The sequence below is a fragment of the Streptomyces sp. NPDC044002 genome (assembly GCF_056434525.1).
Window position 1 is genome coordinate 55,753 of sequence record NZ_JBWKEZ010000024.1, and the last position, 20,380, is coordinate 76,132.

Here is a 20,380-nt window from a genome sequence, read left to right on the forward strand (position 1 = left end):
CGGTCTAGGGGGTGCCCTCCAGGCGGCGGATCCGGCAGCGCGCCGGACCCTCCGCCCGCAGGGTGATCCCGGCGCTCACCGGCACCTCCCGGTCCACGGCCTCGAACTCGTACGCCCGCAGCAGCATCGCCAGCGCGATCACGGACTCCAGCATCGAGAAGTGCTGCCCGACGCAGGCGCGCGGCCCGCCGCCGAACGGGAACCAGGCGTAGCGGTGCCGGCCGGCCTCGGCCTCCGGCGCGAAGCGGTCGGGGTCGAAGCGCTCCGGGTCCTTCCAGTACCGGGGATGGCGGTGCGTGACCCAGGGGGCCACGATCACATCGGCCCCCGCAGGGACGGTGTGACCCCCGATCTCCGTGGCGGCGACGGCCTTGCGCCCGATGACCGGGGCCGCGGGGTAGAGCCGCATGGCCTCCTTGAGCACCTGGGTGAGGTACGGGAGGCGCTCCAGGTCACCGGCCCCGGGCACCCGCTCGCCCAGCACGCTCCGCACCTCCTCGCGGGCCCGGGCCTGCTCCTCGGGGTGGCGGCCGAGCAGGTGCAGGGCGAAGGCCAGAGAGGTGGCGGTCGTCTCGTGCCCGGCCAGCAGGAAGACGAGTACCTGGTCGCGGAGTTCGGCGGGGTCGAAGGTGGCGTCGTCCTCGCCCCGCGCACCGGCGAGCAGCGCCAGCAGGTCCTCGCCCTCCTCCTCCCCGGCCGGGGCCCCCAGTCGCTGCGAGATGATCCCGTCGCAGACGGCGTACAGCTCGTCCAGCGCGGCGGCCGCCCGCCGGTTGCCGGGGGTCGGCCAGGTGCGCGGGAGGTTGGCGGGGGAGTAGCCCCGGCGCAGCACGTACTCCGTGATGACCGGAAAACACCGGTCGACCACGCCCACGGTGGTGTCGACGTCGGCACCGAACAGGATCCGGGACACCGCGCGCAGGGCCAGGTGCATCATCTCGGCCGAGACGTCGACGATCCCGTCCCGGGCCTCGGCCCACGCGGCGAGGGTGCTCCCGGTCTCGGCGGCGACGGCCCCGGCGTAGCCGTCCACCCGCTTGCGGGTGAACAGCGGCTGGACCAGCCGGCGCTGGCGCATGTAGTCGGCGTCCTGGCTGGTCAGCAGGCCGTTGCCGAAGGAGTCGCGGAGCTCCTGGTAGAAGGCGTTGTCCTTGCGGAAGTTCCCGGCCTCGGAGGCCAGCACCCGCTGGGCGCCCTCCGCGGAGAACACGCAGTACAGCTCGGCGCGCAGCCCGGGCGGGCCGGCGCTGATCCGCACGACGTCCCCGTGCCGCTGCCGGGCCCGCTCGTACGTCCCGAGGGAGTCCGCCTTGAGGTCGAAGAGCGACCCGAGCAGCGGAACCCCCTCCAGCCCCGGAACCCGCACGCCGTCAGCCATCTGCCGCCCCCGCCCCTGGACACCGTCCGTGTCCGACGAGGCCGATTCTGCCCGCCCGCCCCGTCCGGATCGACCCCTGACAAGCCATCCGGCCGAATCTCGCCGCCGCCTGGCCGCCGCCCGGCCGCCGCCTACTTGTCGCAGGCGATGCCGTCCTTGTCCCGGTCGAGGGCATCGCGGTAGCCGGGCTGACCGCGCCGGATGGGTGCCGCTCCGGCCGCCTTCGCGGCGTCGCAGTTCTTGTAGTAGACGCTGCCGCCGGCGCCGCTGCCGCCGGTGGACCCGTCGGTCGGCCCCTCGGTGGCGGGCTTGGGCTTGGGCGCGGACGGCGATGGGGACGGGGACTTCGGCGCCGCCCCGGAGGCGGCCGGGCAGGAGGTGCCGGGTGCCGCGAGTGACAGCTCGACGGCGGCGCCGGCGCTGACCGCCGCCCCGGCCGCGGGGTTCTGGACGCACACCTCCCACTGCCCGTGGTCCGGGGCCACGACGGTCCCGGCCTTCGCCCCGCGCGCCTGGACCGGGGTGCTGACCACCTGCCGCACGAGCGCCTCGGCGTCGGCGAACTTCTGCCCGACGACGGCCGGCATCACGGCCGGAGCGGAAGCACTGGCAGAAGCGGAAGCCGAAACGGAAGCCGAAACGGAAGCCGCGGGCTTCGAGCCCCCCGCACCCTTCTTCGCCACCCCGCCCCCACACCCGCCGACCACCACCACGACACCCACCACGACACCGACCACGGCGACACCCCGACGCTGGAACACGCTCAACCCCCCCTAGATCAACAACGCAAACGGCCGCAGCCTAAACGTGCGACCCCACCCGAGTCAGCGGCTTTCCCGCCGTGTCCGTCAGCCACGACCACCGCTCCAGTGCGGCGAGGCGAGCCGTCCTGGCGTGGATTGCCAAACCCCTAACTTCGACTGCCCGTCAGTTGATCACCGGAGCAACATCTTCAGATCTGAGGATCCACGCGCTACGTTCCCCGCCTTCGCCCAAGGAAGGACCACTCGCGTGAGATCCGTTTTCCGTGCCGCCGGCGCGTCCGCCGTCGCCCTGGCCCTCGCCGTCACCCTGGCTCCCGTGGCCGCCCACGCCGCGACCCCCGCCCCCGCACCGGCCGCGTCCCTCTCCAGCGCACCCGGCCGCGTCCTGTCCGTCCCCGGGCTCGTCAACGCCCGTGACCTCGGCGGCTACACCACCTACGACGGCAAGACCACCAAGTGGGGCACCGTCTACCGCACCGAGACGCTCTCCAAGCTCACCCCCGACGGCGTCAACGCCGTCGGCGCGCTCGGCCTCGGCAAGGTCGTCGACCTGCGCACCGGCCCGGAGATCACCGCCGACGGCACCGACAAGCTCCCGGCCGGTGTGACCGGGGTGGCCCGCCCGGTCGACGACGCCAGCCTCTACGCGTTCATCGGCGGTGTGGTCCGCTCCAAGGACCCCGTCTACCAGCAGGCGCAGCTCGGCGACGGGGCGGCGGAAGCGCGGATGACCGCCCTCTACAAGGCCTTCGTCACCAACCCGGGCAACCGGGCCCAGCTCGGTGCCGCGATCAAGGACGTGGCCAACTCCACCAAGCCGATCTCGTTCCACTGCTCGTCGGGCAAGGACCGCACCGGCGTCCTCGCGGACACGATCCTGCGTGCGGTCGGCGTCCCCGCCTCGACCTCGGAGCAGGACTACCTCCTGTCCAACACCCTCCGCGCAGCGACCGACAAGGCCCTCCGTGACCAGGTCAAGGCGGCCGGGTACATGCAGAACCCGGACCTGCTGATCCCGCTCCAGGAAGTCCGCAGCGACTACCTCGCCGCGTACCGGAACCAGGCCGTGGCCGACTACGGCAGCTTCGGCGCCTTCCTCACCGACGGCCTCGGCCTGACCCCGTCGGACCTGCTGAAGCTCCGCTCGCGCAGCGTCTCCTGACCCGGAGAACGACGAAGGCCCCCGCCCGGACCGGATCGTGCCGGAGGCGGGGGCCCGGCTGCAGGAGTGGCGCGAGTTTCATGTTGTGGACATGTCTGGATTGGCCGTCCTTCGATGTCTACAGTTCGCGAACCCCCGCTGAAAGACCGTCGTCCGGAGGTTCCATCATGTCCAAGGCTCAGGTTGCCGCCATCGAGAGCGCCGCGAAGTTCCTCACCCTCTGCGTCGCCGTCGCCGTCCTCGGCGCCGGCGTCACCGGCTGCCAGGCCGCGGGTGAGGACGCCGGCTTCCCCGATACGGCCGTCACCCCTCTCCCCACACCGACTCGGACGCCGACGCCGTCACCGTCCTGGAGCCGGGTCCCGCCGCCAGCGCCGACGTACACCCCGCCAAGCCCTACCCCGGCGACGCCCACCCGGGCCCCGAGTTTCGGCTCCGGTGGCGGCTCCGGATCCTCAGGCGGCAGCGGCAGCTACAGGGGGTCGAACCCCGGCTACTACGACGGTAACTACGACAACGACGACGAGTGGCACCGCGACCACGGCAACGCCAAGGAGTACTACGACGGCAACTACAACAACGACGGTGCCTACCACAACAAATACGGCAGCAGACGCGGTCGCCCCAACCCCCACTGACTGAGAAGGCCGGGGTCCCGCCGGTCAGGCTGGTTGGAAGTCGTATGCGCCGCTGCGGACATGGCAGACGTCACGGCCGGGACAGTAGCCTCCGCGTGCCCCCACGGTGCGGGCGGCAGGTCAGGGCTTTCGGTGACGGCCGGGCGCCTTCTTCGGCATCGGCTGTTCGGGCTGCTGCGACTGTGGGGCAGGCACCGGGTTCATGTACGCGCATGCCGCCGCGTAGTCGTCCACGGTCGTGAGCGGCTGCCAGGCGAAGCCGTCCCACTCCATGATCAAGCGCGGAGCGCCAGGGTTCAGGTGGGCGGCCCGCTGCGGGCCGGAGCCGAGGGTGAGGGCCTTCAGCTCACCCGGCTGCCTCAGCCGCCCTTCGCGCCGCGCGGCCCACTCGGCAAGGGGTTCTTCGTCGTCCATGAGCGTCTCCCTTGAGCAAGGCCGGCACCTTACCGAAATCCAGACGGTTCCGCGCCTCAGGCTGCCCGTGAGGTGACGAGCAGGGTCCCGAGGGCGCCGCTGTCGGGGTTGGGGACGACGTCGGCCTGGACGTCCGCGAAGCCGTGGCGCTTGAGGAGGTATTCGGTGACGCGGAGCACTTCGACTTCGCACCGCTCTTCGGTGCCCTTGATGCGGAACTCGATCCGGTCGCCGACGGCCGTCAGCTCGGCGTTCGGTGACGAGGGATCGGCGGGCACGGCCTCTCCCTTGACCGGTCAGCGGGTGTCGGCTTCGCGGAGGGCCTGGTGGTCGGCCACGATCCACTCGAACCCGCCGCCTTCGGGGCGCAAGAACACGGCCTCGGCGGTGATTCGGCGGGTGGCGGGGTCCTGCCATTCGCCGACGAACTGCACGACGCCCTCGCGGTCCTGGGTGAGGTCGTAGACGCGGCTTCCCTCGAACAGCCAGTCCGGCCGCCGGCTCACTGCGTGCCGTCCTCGGCGAGGCACCCGTGCAGGTTGCCGAGCCTCTTCCAGCCGCGTCGGGCCCGCTCGATGAGGGCTGCGGAGGGCTGCCCGTAAGGGGCGGTGACGTCGCTGTTCACGGCGAACGCGTCCCAGGGGATGGGCGGTTCGGGCCGGGCTTCGAGCTGTCGGGGCAGGGGGCGGCGGGGAAGTTCGGGGCTGGGCATCGAGCGCTCCTCTCCGAGGCGGGTGACGCAGCGGGCCGCGGAGGCGGCATGGGGATGAGGGCCGCGGCCCGCTGCGGGGAGGCCCGGGTTGTCACCGAGAGCGCGTGCGGCAGCTCGACCCCGGGCGGGTGACGGGTTGCTCACGCTGCGTGCGCTCCGCCATGGCCACCAGACTGGACCGGTCCACCGGTCCAGTCAACCCCTTTGGTCCATAACGTAGTTGTCGGTGCGCTCCCACAACCCGGACGGCGTAACGCCCTCCTCGCAGACCAGCGGATTGCCGTCCTGGTCAAAGGCGGTGTGCAGTACCACCGCGACCGCGCATGGACGTTTCACCTGAAGGTGTTCGGCCTCGCCGCTCGTCGCGAGCCGCACCGACGTGACGTCGACGCCCTGTACGGGGCTGCGCCCGGTGGTGCGACGGACGTAGTGCGTGGTTCCCTCCGCGATCGGGCCGCCCTGGTGCAGACGCGGGCAGGCTTCCGCGACGTCGGGCGGGAACCACGCGGTGGTGTATGAGTGGGGCTGGTTGTCGTCGACCAGCGTCAGCCGGGCACGGTGGAGTCCCTTCACGCCCGGCTCCAGGCCGAGGGCGTCGGCGATGTGCGAGGGCGGGATCAGCATCTCCGGTGTGCCGATTCTCTTGAAGGGCATGCTGCCCTGGATCCGGCTGGCTCCCGCGCCCCGGTTCCCCGCCGGCCGCGCCACCGGGGTCTCCACCACGGAGAATCCTCGCCCCTGGTGCGGAATCACGAGACCGTCGTCCTTCAGGACGTCCATGGCCTTCATGGCGGTGGCCCGGGACACGCCCCACTGCTCGCACAGGTCCCGACTGGACGGCAGCAGGGCGCCGGGCCCGAACTCTCCGTCGGCGACGCGGCGGCGCAGGCTCTCCGCGATCTGTTCGTACTTCAGAGTCGGCATATACGTTCCTTGACAAGAGAGTTGACCGGTCAACCGGTCAGGCTAGGGGGGTATCGCCCTCTGTCGCCAGGGTCCAAAATCATCGGCATGACTGCACCCTCCGTAGGCCCCGAGATCATTGCCTTCTACAGTGAGACCATCAGCGAGTCCGAACGGCTGAGCAGCAGCGCTGACGGTGTGCTTGAGATGGTCCGGACTCAGGAACTCCTGAGGCGGCGTCTTCCGCCCGCACCCGCCCGGATCATCGACATCGGCGCGGGCCCCGGCGCCCACGCGCGGTGGCTACTGAAGGACGGATACGAAGTCGACCTCATCGACCCCGTCCCGCGCCACGTCGAAGAAGCGGCGGCCGCCGGCTTCGCCGCCCGTATCGGGGATGCCCGCGCGCTGGACGCCGAGGACGACTCCTATGACGTCGCGCTGGTGCTGGGGCCGCTGTACCACCTGCTCGACCACGGCGACCGCATCCAGGCCCTGCGCGAGGCGGCCCGGGTCGTGCGTCCCGGCGGACTCGTCGCAGCGGCGGCGATCGGGCGGTACGCGTCACTGTTCGAGCACGTCGCCACGACGATGCTGACCATCGACCGTGTGCGCGCTGCCGTCGCCGACATCCTTGTCACCGGTATCCATGCGCCCGGCCGGAAGGGCTTCACCAGCGCCTACTTCCACACTGGCGAGAGCCTGGCGGCGGAGTTGCGGGAGGCGGGTCTGGCCGATCCCGTGGTGTACGGGATCGAAGGCCCCGTGTGGGCCGCCCTGAAGGCGACGGAGCAGTACAGCAAGGACAGCCTCATCGACACACCGATGTTCGAGGCGGCACTGACGGCGGCGCGGCTGGCGGAGCCCCACCCCGACCTCCTGTCGGCGAGCTCGCACATGCTCGCTGTGGCCACGGTCTGACCCGGAACACACGAAGCCCCCGCCGGCCGGAGCGGGGGCGGGGGCTCGTCATGTGGCTATCCGGGCCGGGCGCAGCCTAGATGTCCCGGAAGATCTCGATCTGCGCGCCCACCGAGTTGAGGCGCTCCGCGAGTTCCTCGTAGCCGCGGTTGATGACGTAGACGTTGCGCAGGACCGAGGTGCCCTCGGCCGCCATCATGGCCAGGAGGACGACCACCGCCGGGCGGAGGGCCGGGGGGCACATCATCTCGGCCGCGCGCCAGCGGGTGGGGCCCTCGACCAGGACGCGGTGGGGGTCCAGGAGCTGGAGGCGGCCGCCGAGGCGGTTGAGGTCGGTCAGGTAGATGGCCCGGTTGTCGTACACCCAGTCGTGGATCAGGGTCTTGCCCTGCGCGGACGCGGCGATGGCGGCGAAGAACGGGACGTTGTCGATGTTCAGCCCGGGGAAGGGCATCGGGTGGATCTTGTCGATCGGGGCTTCGAGCTTGGAGGGGCGGACCGTGAGGTCGACCAGGCGGGTGCGGCCGTTGTCGGCGACGTACTCCGCGGAGCGGTCGTGGTCGAGGCCCATCTCCTCCAGGACCGCGAGCTCGATCTCCATGAACTCGATCGGGACCCGGCGGATGGTGAGCTCGGACTCCGTGACCACCGCGGCGGCCAGGAGGCTCATCGCCTCGACCGGGTCCTCGGAGGGGGAGTAGTCCACGTCGGCGTCGATGACCGGGACGCCGTGCACGGTGAGGGTGGTCGTGCCGATGCCCTCGACCTTGACGCCCAGCGCCTCCAGGAAGAAGCAGAGGTCCTGGACCATGTAGTTGGAGGAGGCGTTGCGGATGACGGTGACGCCGTCGTGGCGGGCCGCGGCCAGCAGGGCGTTCTCGGTGACCGTGTCCCCGCGCTCGGTCAGGACGATCGGGCGGTCGGGGGCGACTCCCGTCTCGACCTTCGCGTGGTAGATGCCCTCGGTCGCGGTGATGTCCAGGCCGAAGCGGCGCAGGGCGATCATGTGGGGCTCGATGGTGCGGGTGCCGAGGTCGCAGCCGCCGGCGTACGGCAGGCGGAACTGGTCCAGGCGGTGCAGGAGCGGGCCCAGGAACATGATGATGCTGCGGGTGCGGACGGCCGCGTCCGCGTCGATGGCGTCCATGTCGAGGCGGGCCGGCGGGACGATCTCCAGGTCCACGCCGTCGTTGATCCAGCGGGTGCGGACGCCGATGGAGTTCAGGACCTCCAGGAGGCGGTAGACCTCCTCGATGCGGGCCACCCGGCGCAGGACCGTGCGGCCCTTGTTGAGCAGGGAGGCGCACAGCAGCGCCACGCACGCGTTCTTGCTCGTCTTGACGTCGATGGAGCCGGACAGGCGGCGGCCGCCGACGACGCGCAGGTGCATCGGGCCGGCGTAGCCCAGGGAGACGATCTCGCTGTCGAGCGCTTCACCGATTCGGGCGATCATCTCAAGGCTGATGTTCTGATTGCCGCGCTCGATGCGGTTCACGGCGCTCTGGCTCGTGCCGAGGGCGTCCGCGAGCTGACTCTGCGTCCAGCCCCGGTGCTGCCGGGCGTCACGGATGAGCTTGCCGATGCGTACGAGGTAGTCGTCTGCCATGGGTGCACCGTATCTCAGATATGAGATGTGGATCGCCCGGGGTGTGGTGGACGGGTGGTATCGACCCGTCAGATTGCACGTACGGCCCAACAGGGCTTGCGCCGCGCGGACTCCGCCGGTGCCGGCGTCAACTCCCCTTTGTGTCGGTGTGTCGATCTTTTGGGGGTGAGGTGGGAGTCGTTACGATCATCCCTTTTTGGGGTGTGGCGATGCCTGTCGTGGTGGCGTCGGCGGCGCCCGGCCGGGCGGTGTCCGGGCATGCCGGAGCGGCCGCCCGGTGGACGGCTCCGGCGGGGCGCGAGCTGCGCACCTCGTGCCCGCCCCCCGACATGTACTAGAGTTATCTCGACATCGAGATATCTGCCGAAGGCGTACCGCAGCCGCCCCCGCTGGTAAGGGTTACCTAACTTAGCCTTACCTTAGCGGATTGGCCACAGGGCGTGGCGGCAGGATTGCGGTTATACGCGCGAGATCATGCATGAAGGAGACTGTCGTGTCGGCGAACAGCTTCGACGCCCGCAGCACGCTGCAGGTGGGCGACGAGTCGTACGAGATCTTCCGGCTGGACAAGGTTGAGGGCGCCGCCCGCCTTCCCTACAGCCTGAAGGTCCTGCTGGAGAACCTGCTCCGCACCGAGGACGGCGCGAACATCACCGCCGACCACATCCGGGCGCTCGGCGGCTGGGACTCCCAGGCGCAGCCCAGCCAGGAGATCCAGTTCACGCCGGCGCGCGTGATCATGCAGGACTTCACCGGCGTCCCCTGCGTCGTGGACCTCGCCACCATGCGTGAGGCCGTGAAGGAGCTCGGCGGCGACCCGGCGAAGATCAACCCGCTCTCGCCCGCCGAGATGGTCATCGACCACTCGGTCATCGCCGACAAGTTCGGCACCAAGGACGCGTTCGCCCAGAACGTGGAGCTGGAGTACGGCCGCAACAAGGAGCGCTACCAGTTCCTGCGCTGGGGCCAGACCGCCTTCGACGACTTCAAGGTCGTCCCCCCGGGCACCGGCATCGTCCACCAGGTCAACATCGAGCACCTGGCCCGCACGGTCATGGTCCGCAACGGCCAGGCGTACCCCGACACCCTCGTCGGCACCGACTCGCACACCACCATGGTCAACGGCCTCGGCGTCCTCGGCTGGGGCGTCGGCGGCATCGAGGCCGAGGCCGCGATGCTCGGCCAGCCGGTCTCCATGCTGATCCCGCGCGTCGTCGGCTTCAAGCTGACCGGCGAGCTGCCGACCGGCACCACCGCCACCGACCTGGTGCTCACGATCACCGAGATGCTGCGCAAGCACGGCGTCGTCGGCAAGTTCGTCGAGTTCTACGGTGAGGGCGTCGCCGCCACCTCCCTCGCGAACCGCGCCACCATCGGCAACATGTCGCCGGAGTTCGGCTCCACCGCCGCGATCTTCCCGATCGACGGCGAGACCCTGAAGTACCTCAAGCTCACCGGCCGCTCCGAGCAGCAGGTCGCGCTCGTCGAGGCGTACGCCAAGGAGCAGGGCCTGTGGCTGGACCCGGCCGCCGAGCCGGACTTCTCCGAGAAGCTGGAGCTCGACCTCTCCACGGTCGTCCCCTCCATCGCCGGCCCGAAGCGCCCGCAGGACCGCATCGTCCTGGCCAACGCCGCCCAGCAGTTCGCGGTGGACGTCCTGAACTACGTGGACGACGCCGACGAGGCGGGCAAGGAGTCCTTCCCGGCCTCCGACGCCCCGGCCGCCAGCAACGGCGTCCCGACCCGTCCGACCCAGGTCACCCTGGCCGACGGCACCTCCTTCGAGATCGACCACGGCGCCGTCACCGTCGCCGCGATCACCTCCTGCACCAACACCTCGAACCCCTACGTCATGGTCGCCGCGGCGCTCGTGGCCAAGAAGGCGGTCGAGAAGGGCCTGACCCGCAAGCCGTGGGTCAAGACCACCCTGGCCCCGGGCTCGAAGGTCGTCACCGACTACTTCGACAAGGCCGGCCTGACCCCGTACCTCGACAAGATGGGCTTCAACCTCGTCGGGTACGGCTGCACCACCTGCATCGGCAACTCCGGTCCGCTGGACGAGGAGATCTCGAAGGCGATCAACGAGCACGACCTCGCGGTCACCTCGGTCCTCTCGGGCAACCGCAACTTCGAGGGCCGCATCAACCCCGACGTCAAGATGAACTACCTGGCCTCCCCGCCGCTGGTCGTCGCGTACGCCATCGCGGGCTCCATGAAGGTGGACATCACGACGGAGGCCATCGGCACCGACGCCGAGGGCAACCCGGTCTTCCTCAAGGACATCTGGCCCTCCGAGGCCGAGGTCAACGACGTCGTGGCCAACGCCATCGGCGAGGACATGTTCTCGAAGTCCTACGAGGACGTCTTCGCGGGTGACGCCCAGTGGCAGGCGCTGTCGATCCCGACCGGCAACACCTTCGAGTGGGACCCGCAGTCCACCTACGTCCGCAAGCCCCCTTACTTCGAGGGCATGACGATGGAGACCACCCCGGTCTCCGACATCGCCGGCGCCCGCGTGCTGGCGAAGCTGGGCGACTCGGTCACCACCGACCACATCTCCCCGGCCGGTGCGATCAAGGCCGACACCCCGGCCGGCAAGTACCTCACGGAGCACGGCGTCGAGCGCCGCGACTTCAACTCGTACGGTTCCCGCCGCGGCAACCACGAGGTCATGATCCGCGGTACCTTCGCCAACATCCGCCTGCGCAACCAGATCGCGCCGGGCACCGAGGGCGGCTTCACCCGCGACTTCACCGTCGAGGGCGCGCCGGTCTCCTTCATCTACGACGCCTCCCAGAACTACCAGGCCGCCGGCATCCCGCTGGTCATCCTGGCGGGCAAGGAGTACGGCTCCGGCTCGTCCCGCGACTGGGCGGCCAAGGGCACCGCGCTGCTCGGCGTTAAGGCCGTCATCGCCGAGTCCTACGAGCGCATCCACCGCTCGAACCTGATCGGCATGGGCGTTCTGCCCCTCCAGTTCCCCGAGGGCGCCACCGCGGCCTCCCTGGGCCTCACCGGCGAGGAGACCTTCTCCTTCAGCGGTGTGGAGGAGCTGAACAACGGCACCACCCCGCGCACGGTCAAGGTCACCACCGACACCGGTGTCTCCTTCGACGCGGTCGTCCGCATCGACACGCCGGGTGAGGCGGACTACTACCGCAACGGCGGCATCATGCAGTACGTCCTGCGGAACCTCATCCGCGGCTAAGGGCGCGCCAGGCGGAGCGATCCGCCGCCAGTCGGCACCATAGGGCCGTACCCCCGTTAAGGGGGTGCGGCCCTTCCGCTTTTCGCGGCGGCGGTCCCAGGCAACGGACAGGTCTCAACTCGGAAAAGCCGGGAACGATCCTTGTGCACGATCTTGCTCAGGCGAGCGGAAGTGGACTATACCTGTGCCCGTCCGGGCCACCGCGCGACGAGCGGCCCCGGGCCGGGGGAAGCCGGGGGACCTGCGGTGATGCCCGCATGCACGGTAACTGCCGTTGTTTCCGGCCTCCTTCACACATCTGACGAAGGCGAGGACTTGAGCATGGGATCCACTGGTGAGGGCCTCGGCCGCCGTGATCTGATCAAGCGTTCCGCAGCGCTCGGACTGATCAGCGTGCCGACGATGAGCTTCTTGTCCGCCTGCGCCTCCGGCGGTGAGGACACCACGAAGGGCCCCGACAAGGGGGCCGTGTCCAAGGAGAACCCCTTCGGCCTCGCCAAGGGCGGGAAGCTCGACGTGGTCATCTTCAAGGGCGGTTTCGGCGACGACTACGCGAAGGCCTGGGAGGCCGCGTTCGACAAGAAGTGGGGCACCACCAGCTCCCACCTGGCCACCCAGGAGATCGCGGCCAAGCTCCAGCCCCGGTTCAACGCCGGCAACCCGCCGGACGTCCTCAACGACTCCGGCGCCCAGATGATCAAGATCGACGTCCTGGCCAAGGGCGGCCAGCTCGCCGACCTGACCGCGCTCCTCGACTCCCCCTCGCTCGACGACCCGGCCAAGAAGGTCCGCGACACCCTGATCCCCGGCACGGTCGAACAGGGTTCGCAGGGAGGCAAGTTCGTCGCCCTCAACTACGTGTACACGGTTTTCGGCCTCTGGTACTCCGGCAAGCTCTTCAAGGAGAAGGGCTGGACCGAGCCCAAGACCTGGGACGAGTTCCTGGCCGTCTGCGCCAAGGCCAAGGAGGCCGGCATCGGCGGCCTGGCCCACCAGGGGAAGTACCCGTACTACATCAACGTCGTCATCATGGACCTGATCGCCAAGAAGGGCGGTCTGGAGGCCATGAAGGCCATCGACAACCTCGCCCCGAACGCCTTCGAGGGCAACCCCGCGGCCCTGGCCGCCGTCGAGGCCGTCTACGAGGTGGTCGAAAAGGGCTACCTCATGCCCGGCACCAACGGCCTCACCCACACCGAGTCCCAGACCGCCTGGAACCAGTACAAGGCCGCCTTCATCCCCTCCGGCTCCTGGCTGGAGAACGAGCAGCTCAAGCAGACCCCGGAGGACTTCGACATGAAGTTCCTGCCGGTACCGGTGCTCGCGGACAGCAAGCTTCCCTTCACCGCCATCCGGGCCGGGGCCAACGAGGCCTTCGTCGTCCCGGAGAAGGCCGCCAACAAGGCCGGCGGCCTGGAGTTCCTGCGCTCCATGCTCTCCCGCGAATGGTCGACGCTCTTCGCCCAGCAGGCCAACTCCCTCACCGTCGTCAAGGACGGCGTCGACCCGGGCGTCAAGCTGCGGCCGGGCACCCAGTCCGCGGTCGCCGCGGTCAAGGCCGCCGGGGCGGACACCTTCAACTACCTCTACCCCGACTGGTACAGCGAGATGGACTCCGAGATCCAGAACGCGTCCAATGAGCTGATGGCCCAGCGGATCCAGCCAAAGGAGTGGATCAAGCGGGCCCAGGCTGCGGTAGACAAGGCTGCCAAGGACCCCAACGCCAAGAACAACCACCGCAGCTGACCCCACGTCCACCGGCAGCGTCACAGGGACGGACACCATGAGCCAAGTAGCCCGGCGCAGGGGAAGGACCACCGGCTTCATCGCCGGCTTCCTCGTCCTGCCGCTCGCGCTGTACCTGACCTTCGTCATCTGGCCGTACGTTCAGACGTTCGGCTACTCCTTCACCAACTGGTCGGGCCAGTCGCCGACGTTCGACTTCGTCGGCCTGGAGAACTACTCCGCCCTGATGGACGACGAGGTCTTCCGCGGCGCCCTCTGGCACAACCTGCTGCTCCTGGTGTTCGTCCCCGTGATCACCATCCTGCTCGCCCTCTTCTTCGCCTTCATGGTGAACGCGGGAGGGCGCAGCGGGGCCGGCGGGGTGCGGGGCGTCCGCGGATCGGCCTTCTACAAGATCGTCTACTTCTTCCCGCAGGTCCTCTCCCTCGCCATCCTCGCGGTGCTCTTCGGAGCGGTGTACCGCAGCGACGAGGGCGGCCTGCTCAACGGCCTGCTCTCCTGGGCGGGCCTGGTCGACCCGGCCCACCCGGTCGAATGGCTCAACGACCCCGACCTCGTCCTGTGGTGCCTGCTCCTCGTGGTGGTCTGGCACGGGGTCGGCTTCTACCTCGTCCTCTTCTCGGCCGCCATGCAGTCCGTGCCCAAGGACATCTACGAGGCCGCGCTGCTCGACGGCGCCGGGCGCGCCCAGACCTTCTTCCGGGTGACGCTGCCCCTGCTGTGGGACTCCGTGCAGACCTCCGCGGTCTACCTGGGCATCGCCGCGATGGACATGTTCGTCCTCGTGTCGACGATGACATCGGGCCAGTTCGGCGGCGGACCCGACCACCACAGCGAGGTCATGGCCACGGTGCTGATGCGCAACTTCCTGTACTTCGGGAAAAGCGGCTACGCCTGCGCCATGGGCGTGGTCATGCTCGTCCTGACCATGATCCTCTCCATCGTCACGCTGCGCGCCACCCGCCGCGAGCGCATCGAGTTCTGAGCGGGAGACCACGATGACCACAGTGATCAAGGCGCCCGGCGAGTCCTCCTCCGAGCGTTCCGGCAGCTCCGGGGACGGCGGCCGGGGCGGCGGGGGCCGCCGCTCCGACGGCATGGTGCTCAACGTCTTCTCGCACGGCTTCCTCGCCGTCTGGGCGGTACTGATCGTCCTGCCGCTCGTCTGGCTGGCGCTCGGTTCCTTCAAGACCGACACCCAGATCGGCGCCTCGGCCCTCAGCTGGCCCTCCAACTGGCACTTCGACGCCTTCGGCCGGGCCTGGGACAAGGGCATCGGCGGCTACTTCGGCCACACCCTGATCGTGATGGCCTTCTCGGTCCCGCTGACGATGCTCCTCGGGTCGATGGCCGCGTACGTCCTGGCCCGCTACCCCTTCCGGGGGAACCGGATCATCTACTACTTCTTCGTCAGCGGGGCGATGTTCCCCGTCTTCCTGGCGCTCGTACCGCTGTTCTTCATGGTCAGGCGCCTGGACATGCTCAACACCTACCAGGGCCTGATCCTGGTCTACGTCGCCTACTCGCTGCCCTTCACCGTCTTCTTCATGCACTCCTTCTTCCGCACCCTGCCGACGGCGGTGCACGAGGCGGCGGTGATCGACGGGGCCTCCGACACCCGGATCTTCTTCCAGGTGATGCTGCCGATGGCCAAGCCCGGCCTGATCAGCGTGGGGATATTCAATGTCCTGGGCCAGTGGAACCAGTACATCCTCCCCTCGGTGCTGATGCAGCCGCAGAGCGGATCCGACCCCGAGCGGTACATGCTCACCCAGGGCCTGATCCAGCTCCAGTACCAGATGGGCTACGAGACGGACCTGCCGGTGCTGTTCGCCGGCGTGACCATCGCGATGATCCCGATGCTGGTGGTCTACCTGTCCTTCCAGCGCCAGATCCAGGCGGGCCTCACCTCGGCGACCCTGAAGTAGCCTTCCGCAGCTGGTACAGCCTCCCGGAGCCGGGGCCCCCGACCCTCTGGTGGATCCTGGGCTCCCACCGGGTGCCGCCGACGCCCCACGCCGGCCAGTCGCACCCCGGTACGTCCAGGCGGACCCGCTGGGACCGGGGGTCCCGGCCGGGGTCGTACGACCAGGTGCCGGTGCCCGAGCAGCCCGGCGGGATGCCGCCCGGGGTGTCGCCGGGGGAGTGCTCGGCGACACCGGAGGCGGTGACCCGGCCGTCCGCGGTGAAGGCCAGGGTGTTGCCCGTGTGGTCGGACCAGGTGCCGGCCAGGGCCGCCGGGCCGATCACCGGGGGCTCGTACGGGGGCAGCGCTCCGGTGACGAGCCCGAGGGTGCCGCACAGGCCCGTCCCCGCCACCAGCGCCCCGCCCCACAGCGCCACCCGGCGGGCGAGCCCCTCGCCCCGGGGCCGGGCGGCCAGGGCGCCCGCCGAGAGCGAGGCCGTGGCCGCGGCCCAGAAGAGCAGCACGGGCGGGGTCCGCACGTCGTTGTACGAGGCGAAGGCCCAGACGGGCGGCGCCAGCAGGGCGGCCACCAGCAGCGGTACGCAGCACCACGCCGCACGCTCGCCGAGCCGGCGGCCGAGGAGGTCGGACAGCGCGACCGCCGGGAGCACGAACAGCAGCGACAGCAGGAACGCGATGACGCCGACGATGCCCATGAGGGAGACGAGGCCCGCCGCGATCCAGCCCCAGTCGGGCGGAGTGTCGGGAGGCGGCTGCGTGCGCAGGTACAGCAGTACGACCACGATGGCGAGCGCCACCTCCAGGTACCCCACCAGTACCGAGACCAGCAGGACCCTTCCGTACGAACGTTTCTGACGCATGTTCGCCCCCCGGTGACCGCCCTCGGGTCCATACTGCCAGCCGGGCTGAACGTGTTCAATTCATTGGAGCGGGTGCGACCGACCAGCTGACCGCCGAGACCGAGGGGTCGAGCGAGAGGCTGCTCACCGCCTCCTCCAGCGCCCGGCCCTTCTCGCCCTCGGCGGTCAGCAGCGCGGACACCGTCACCCGGCCGGGCAGCGGACCGTCCTGGCTGCGGATCTCCCGCAGCTGGTAGCCCGGACGGGTGAGGGCGTCGACCAGCCGGTGGCGGATGTGGGCCTCCTCCGCTTCCAGGCACACGGCCTCGAAGTGGTAGTCGGCGGCCACCTCCGCCCCGCCGCCCGGCTCGCGGTCCAGGCGCCGGCCCAGCGGGCGCAGCAGAAGGTTGGCCCCCACCACGCCCGCCGTGCCGAAGGCGGCGAGGACGAACAGGCCCACCCCGGCCAGGCAGCCCACGGCCGCCGAGCACCACAGGGTGGCGGCCGTGTTCAGCCCCCGCACGCTCAGCCCGTCCCGCATGATCACCCCGGCGCCGAGGAAGCCGATCCCCGAGACGATCTGGGCGGCGACCCGCGAGCCGTCGTAGTTCACCTCGGAGACCGCACTCAGGAAGCCGTACTGCGAGAGCAGGACGAACAGCGCCGCCCCGCCCGCCACCAGGGCGTTCGTCCGCAGCCCCGCCATCCGGGCGCGCCACTGGCGCTCCAGGCCGATGACCGAGCCGAAGCCGAGGGCCGCGGCCAGGTGGGCGGCCATCTGCCATTGCGTGAGGAGGGTCATCGGCCTTTCCCCTTCCCGTTCCTAGAGCCAGGTGCCGAAGCGGCGGATGTACCAGGTCTTCACGAGCTGGGTGAGCGTGCAGTACGCGAGCAGTACGCCGATCAGCCACGGGAAGTACGCCGCCGGCAGGGCGGTGAAGCCCAGGGACGGGGCCAGCGGGGAGAAGGGCAGCCAGAGCCCGGCCAGTACCGCGAGGACGGTCATCGCCATCACCGGCCAGGAGGCGCGGGACTGGACGAAGGGGATCTTGCGGGTGCGGATCATGTGGACGATCAGGGTCTGCGAGAGCAGGCCCTCGACGAACCAGCCGGACTGGAAGAGCGACTGCTCGGCCGCGGTGTTCGCCGCGAAGACGTGCCACATGATCACGAACATCGCGATGTCGAAGACCGAGCTGATGGGACCGATGCTGACCATGAAGCGGAAGATGCCCTTGGCGTCCCAGTTGCGCGGCTTGCGCAGGTACTCCTCGTCCATCCGGTCCCAGGGCGTGGCCAGCTGGGAGATGTCGTAGACCAGGTTCTGCACCAGCAGCATGATCGCGAGCATCGGCTGGAAGGGGATGAACGCGCTCGCCACCAGCACCGAGAAGACGTTGCCGAAGTTCGACGAGGCCGTCATCTTGATGTACTTGATCGTGTTGCCGAAGGTGGTCCGGCCCTGGACCACGCCCTGTTCCAGGACGGTCAGGTCCTTCTCCAGCAGGATGATGTCCGCCGACTCCTTGGCGATGTCCACGGCGGTGTCGACCGAGATGCCGACGTCGGCGTCGCGCAGGGCGGCCGCGTCGTTGATCCCGTCGCCGAGGAAGCCGACGGTGTGCCCCTCGGCCTGCAGGGCCCGGACGATCCGCGCCTTCTGGACCGGGTTGGCCTTGGCGAAGACCGTCGTACGGGCGGCCAGCGCGCGCAGCGCCGTGTCGTCGAGGGCGTCCACCTCGGAGCCCGAGACCACGTGGCCCACCTCGATGCCGACGTCGGCGCAGACCCGGGCGGCGACGAGCTCGTTGTCGCCGGTGACCACCTTCACCGCGATGCCCTTGTCCGCCAGGCCCTGCAGGGCGGCGGCCGCGGAGGCCTTCGGCGGGTCGAGGAAGGCGAGGAAGCCGACCAGGGTCAGCCCGTCCTCGTCCGCGACGGTGTAGGTGTCGCGGGGCTCGGCCACGGTACGGGTGGCCACCGCCAGGACCCGCAGGCCCTGCCGGTTGTTCTCCTCGGCGATCCGGGTGGCGCGCAGCCGCAGCCCGTCGGTCAGCTCGGTCCTCTCGCCGCGGTCGGTCATGTGCGTGCAGAGGGCCAGGACCTCCTCGACCGCACCCTTGGTGATCAGGACGTGCTCGGGCCGGCCGGCCTTCCCGGCCATGCTGTTGCGGTTGAGGACCACGGACATCCGGCGCCGGGCGAAGTCGAAGGGGATCTCGTCGACCATCGAGAACCGTGCGTCGACGACAACCTCCTCGGCCTCGTTGACGCGGTCGATGACCGCCTGGTCCATCAGGTTCTTCAGGCCGGTCTGGAAGTGGGCGTTGAGGTACCCGTACTCCAGGACCTCGCCGTCCTCGGCGCCGTGCACGTCCAGGTAGCGGTCCAGGACGATCCGGTCCTCGGTGAGGGTGCCGGTCTTGTCCGTGCAGAGCACGTCCATCGCGCCCAGGTTCTGGATCGCGTTCAGCCGCTTGACGACGACCTTGCGCCGGGCCATGGCGACCGCGCCGCGCGCCAGGTTGGCGGAGACGACCATCGGCAGCATCTCGGGGGTCAGGCCCACCGCGACGGCGATGCCGAACAGGAAGGCCTCGTCCCAGTCGCCCTTGGTCAGGCCGTTGACCATGAAGACGACGGGCACCATCACCAGCATGAAGCGGATCAGCAGGAAGCTGACCTTGCGCACGCCGGTGTCGAAGTTGGTCTGCGGGCGCTCGCCGACCAGGGTGCCGGCCATGGAGCCGAACCAGGTGTCGGCGCCGGTGGCGACGACCACGCCGGTGGCGGTGCCGGAGGTCACCGAAGTCCCCATCAGGCAGAGGTTGTCGGCCTCCACCGGGTCGGTGGTCGCGTCCTGTCCGAGGTCCTCGGCACTGGGGGTCCCCCCAGCGGAGCGAGGGGGAGTGTCCGCCTTCGGGACCGGCAACGACTCGCCGGACAGCGCCGCCTGGCCGACCATCAGGTCCTTGGAGGTGATCAGCCGCAGGTCGGCCGGGATCAGGTCGCCGGCGGCCAGCTTGACCAGGTCGCCCGGGACCACCCGGTCCATCGGCACCTCGAAGGTGGTGGGCGCCGAGCCGCTGCCGGCCCGGCGCTGCACCGCGCAGGTGGTGGTGACGAGCTTCTTCAGGGCGTCGGCGGCCCGGCCCGAGCGGTACTCCTGCCAGAACCGCAGCAGCCCGCTGACCGCCACCATCACGGAGAGGATGACGACCCCGGGATCCCCCGGGTCCTGCCAGAACATGACGGCGGCGAGGAAGACCAGGACGCCGATGAAGGGGTTGCAGAAGGCCTTCGCGAGCTGGGTGGTCCACAGCGGGGTGCGCTCCTGGGCGACGACGTTGGGGCCGTGCCGCTCCAGCCGCCGCGCCGCCTCGGCGTGGGTGAGGCCGCTGCGGGAGGTGTCGGCGTCCTGGAGGACCCGTACGGCGGGGCTGGCGCTGATCGCGGCCAGGCGCTCGCCGGCGAGGCGGGTGGCGGCTTCGAGCTCGGCGGCCTTGCGCTCGCGGCGGCCGCGGCCCGGCGGCGCGAGCTTCGCGGGGGTACGAGGGGTGAGCATGGTCATGGCAAATACCTCCCTCCACGGCGTCCGGGCAGCGCGGAGCCGCGCGGTGACGTGGAGTGATCGGTGTGCGGCGCGGGGTGGCGCGGGACGCCACGGGGTGCGCCGCGGACATGGATGACGTATGCCTGACAGGAGAGTCAGGGCATGCGAAAGGAGAGGGCAAACGCGGTCCCGCAGGGCACCGGCGCGGGCGCGGCACGGGAACGGCGCGCGGCCGTGGCCGTGGGCGTACGCGGAGAGGTCAGCCGATCAGCGGGGCACAGGCCCGGACGGTCGGCGGGTCAGCCGGCACAGGCGCGGCGAGGACTTCGATCGGGACTCATCCCGAACACCTCCTCGCGTAGCGCTGTCATGGCAGGGCGCGCGGTCCGGCCGGAAAGGCCGCAGAGGACCGGCGCCTCAGCGACCGTAACACGATCTCGGCGGCCCTTGTTCATACTTTCGGGCCATGTGTCCGGTTCGCTCTGTCTCAGGCTCTTGACGGCAGAGGGGGCAAAGGCTCGACTTAAGGTTCACAAGTTGGAGAGACGCCGGGGTCTCGGAGCACGCAGCCGCGATACCGGCCGGGGGGCGACGGATGGCCGTCGCTTA

The 20,380-nt window shown here is 70.0% G+C and carries 19 protein-coding genes; 8 read left to right on the forward strand and 11 right to left on the reverse strand.

Features of this window, described 5'->3' with window-relative positions; translation table 11 throughout:
• Positions 1-4: 4 nt before the first annotated feature.
• The gene (locus AC07A6_RS19450) at positions 5-1,378 is read right to left on the reverse strand and encodes a cytochrome P450 (protein ID WP_478777852.1); all 1,374 of its coding nucleotides are present in this window, start codon (positions 1,376-1,378) and stop codon (positions 5-7) included.
• A 131-nt stretch (positions 1,379-1,509) separates the two neighbouring features.
• A complete protein-coding gene (locus tag AC07A6_RS19455; RefSeq protein WP_478777878.1) occupies positions 1,510-1,965 on the reverse strand; it encodes an excalibur calcium-binding domain-containing protein in 456 nt (151 codons plus the stop codon).
• 424 nt (positions 1,966-2,389) lie between these two features.
• On the opposite strand from AC07A6_RS19455, the gene AC07A6_RS19460 reads away from it, so the two are divergent.
• Both AC07A6_RS19460 and AC07A6_RS19465 read left to right on the forward strand, forming a co-directional pair.
• Positions 2,390-3,304, forward strand: coding sequence for a tyrosine-protein phosphatase (locus tag AC07A6_RS19460; protein WP_478777853.1), 915 nt, complete (start codon positions 2,390-2,392; stop codon positions 3,302-3,304).
• A gap of 167 nt (positions 3,305-3,471) precedes the next feature.
• Positions 3,472-3,942 carry a hypothetical protein gene (locus AC07A6_RS19465; protein ID WP_362461206.1) on the forward strand — a complete coding sequence of 157 codons (471 nt, stop codon included), beginning with the start codon at positions 3,472-3,474 and terminating at the stop codon, positions 3,940-3,942.
• A 120-nt stretch (positions 3,943-4,062) separates the two neighbouring features.
• Here AC07A6_RS19465 and AC07A6_RS19470 read toward each other — a convergent pair whose 3' ends face one another.
• The 5 genes from AC07A6_RS19470 to AC07A6_RS19490 all read right to left on the reverse strand — a co-directional run bounded on the left by AC07A6_RS19470 (position 4,063) and on the right by AC07A6_RS19490 (position 5,992).
• Positions 4,063-4,356, reverse strand: coding sequence for a DUF6087 family protein (locus AC07A6_RS19470; protein ID WP_362461209.1), 294 nt, complete (start codon positions 4,354-4,356; stop codon positions 4,063-4,065).
• A 56-nt stretch (positions 4,357-4,412) separates the two neighbouring features.
• Positions 4,413-4,634, reverse strand: a complete 222-nt coding sequence (locus tag AC07A6_RS19475; protein ID WP_478777854.1) for a hypothetical protein — start codon at positions 4,632-4,634, stop codon at positions 4,413-4,415.
• 18 nt (positions 4,635-4,652) lie between these two features.
• Positions 4,653-4,862: a hypothetical protein gene (locus AC07A6_RS19480; RefSeq protein ID WP_478777855.1), complete on the reverse strand. Its 210-nt coding sequence runs from the start codon at positions 4,860-4,862 to the stop codon at positions 4,653-4,655.
• Entirely contained in the window at positions 4,859-5,068 is a 210-nt protein-coding gene (locus AC07A6_RS19485; protein ID WP_478777856.1) for a hypothetical protein, read from the reverse strand. Before AC07A6_RS19485 ends, AC07A6_RS19480 begins: the two co-directional genes overlap by 4 nt.
• 195 nt (positions 5,069-5,263) lie before the next feature.
• Positions 5,264-5,992, reverse strand: a complete 729-nt coding sequence (locus AC07A6_RS19490) for a GntR family transcriptional regulator (RefSeq protein WP_478777857.1) — start codon at positions 5,990-5,992, stop codon at positions 5,264-5,266.
• 87 nt (positions 5,993-6,079) lie between these two features.
• Here AC07A6_RS19490 and AC07A6_RS19495 point away from each other — a divergent pair, with 87 nt between their 5' ends.
• Positions 6,080-6,892: a class I SAM-dependent methyltransferase gene (locus tag AC07A6_RS19495; RefSeq protein WP_362461225.1), complete on the forward strand. Its 813-nt coding sequence runs from the start codon at positions 6,080-6,082 to the stop codon at positions 6,890-6,892.
• A 76-nt stretch (positions 6,893-6,968) separates the two neighbouring features.
• Here AC07A6_RS19495 and AC07A6_RS19500 read toward each other — a convergent pair whose 3' ends face one another.
• Positions 6,969-8,498 carry a helix-turn-helix domain-containing protein gene (locus AC07A6_RS19500; RefSeq protein WP_478777858.1) on the reverse strand — a complete coding sequence of 510 codons (1,530 nt, stop codon included), beginning with the start codon at positions 8,496-8,498 and terminating at the stop codon, positions 6,969-6,971.
• Positions 8,499-8,707: 209 nt separating this feature from the next.
• Here AC07A6_RS19500 and AC07A6_RS19505 point away from each other — a divergent pair, with 209 nt between their 5' ends.
• From AC07A6_RS19505 to AC07A6_RS19525, 5 genes are all read left to right on the forward strand, one after another.
• A complete protein-coding gene (locus tag AC07A6_RS19505; protein ID WP_478777859.1) occupies positions 8,708-8,836 on the forward strand; it encodes a hypothetical protein in 129 nt (42 codons plus the stop codon).
• A 155-nt stretch (positions 8,837-8,991) separates the two neighbouring features.
• Positions 8,992-11,706 (forward strand): aconitate hydratase AcnA, encoded by a 2,715-nt coding sequence (acnA, locus tag AC07A6_RS19510; RefSeq protein ID WP_386270666.1) that lies wholly within the window; start codon positions 8,992-8,994, stop codon positions 11,704-11,706.
• 321 nt (positions 11,707-12,027) lie between these two features.
• Positions 12,028-13,452, forward strand: a complete 1,425-nt coding sequence (gene ngcE / locus AC07A6_RS19515) for an N-acetylglucosamine/diacetylchitobiose ABC transporter substrate-binding protein (RefSeq protein ID WP_478777860.1) — start codon at positions 12,028-12,030, stop codon at positions 13,450-13,452.
• A 37-nt stretch (positions 13,453-13,489) separates the two neighbouring features.
• Positions 13,490-14,437 (forward strand): carbohydrate ABC transporter permease, encoded by a 948-nt coding sequence (locus AC07A6_RS19520; protein ID WP_362461237.1) that lies wholly within the window; start codon positions 13,490-13,492, stop codon positions 14,435-14,437.
• A 13-nt stretch (positions 14,438-14,450) separates the two neighbouring features.
• Positions 14,451-15,380 carry a carbohydrate ABC transporter permease gene (locus AC07A6_RS19525; RefSeq protein WP_478777861.1) on the forward strand — a complete coding sequence of 310 codons (930 nt, stop codon included), beginning with the start codon at positions 14,451-14,453 and terminating at the stop codon, positions 15,378-15,380.
• Here AC07A6_RS19525 and AC07A6_RS19530 read toward each other — a convergent pair.
• The 3 genes from AC07A6_RS19530 to mgtA are packed head-to-tail and all read right to left on the reverse strand — an operon-like array spanning position 15,358 to position 19,789.
• Entirely contained in the window at positions 15,358-16,239 is an 882-nt protein-coding gene (locus AC07A6_RS19530; RefSeq protein ID WP_478777862.1) for a hypothetical protein, read from the reverse strand. The genes AC07A6_RS19525 and AC07A6_RS19530 overlap by 23 nt on opposite strands.
• Positions 16,240-16,294: 55 nt before the next feature.
• Entirely contained in the window at positions 16,295-17,020 is a 726-nt protein-coding gene (locus AC07A6_RS19535) for an MgtC/SapB family protein (protein ID WP_362461246.1), read from the reverse strand.
• 21 nt (positions 17,021-17,041) lie between these two features.
• Entirely contained in the window at positions 17,042-19,789 is a 2,748-nt protein-coding gene (mgtA, locus tag AC07A6_RS19540; RefSeq protein WP_478777863.1) for a magnesium-translocating P-type ATPase, read from the reverse strand.
• Positions 19,790-20,380: the final 591 nt, after the last annotated feature.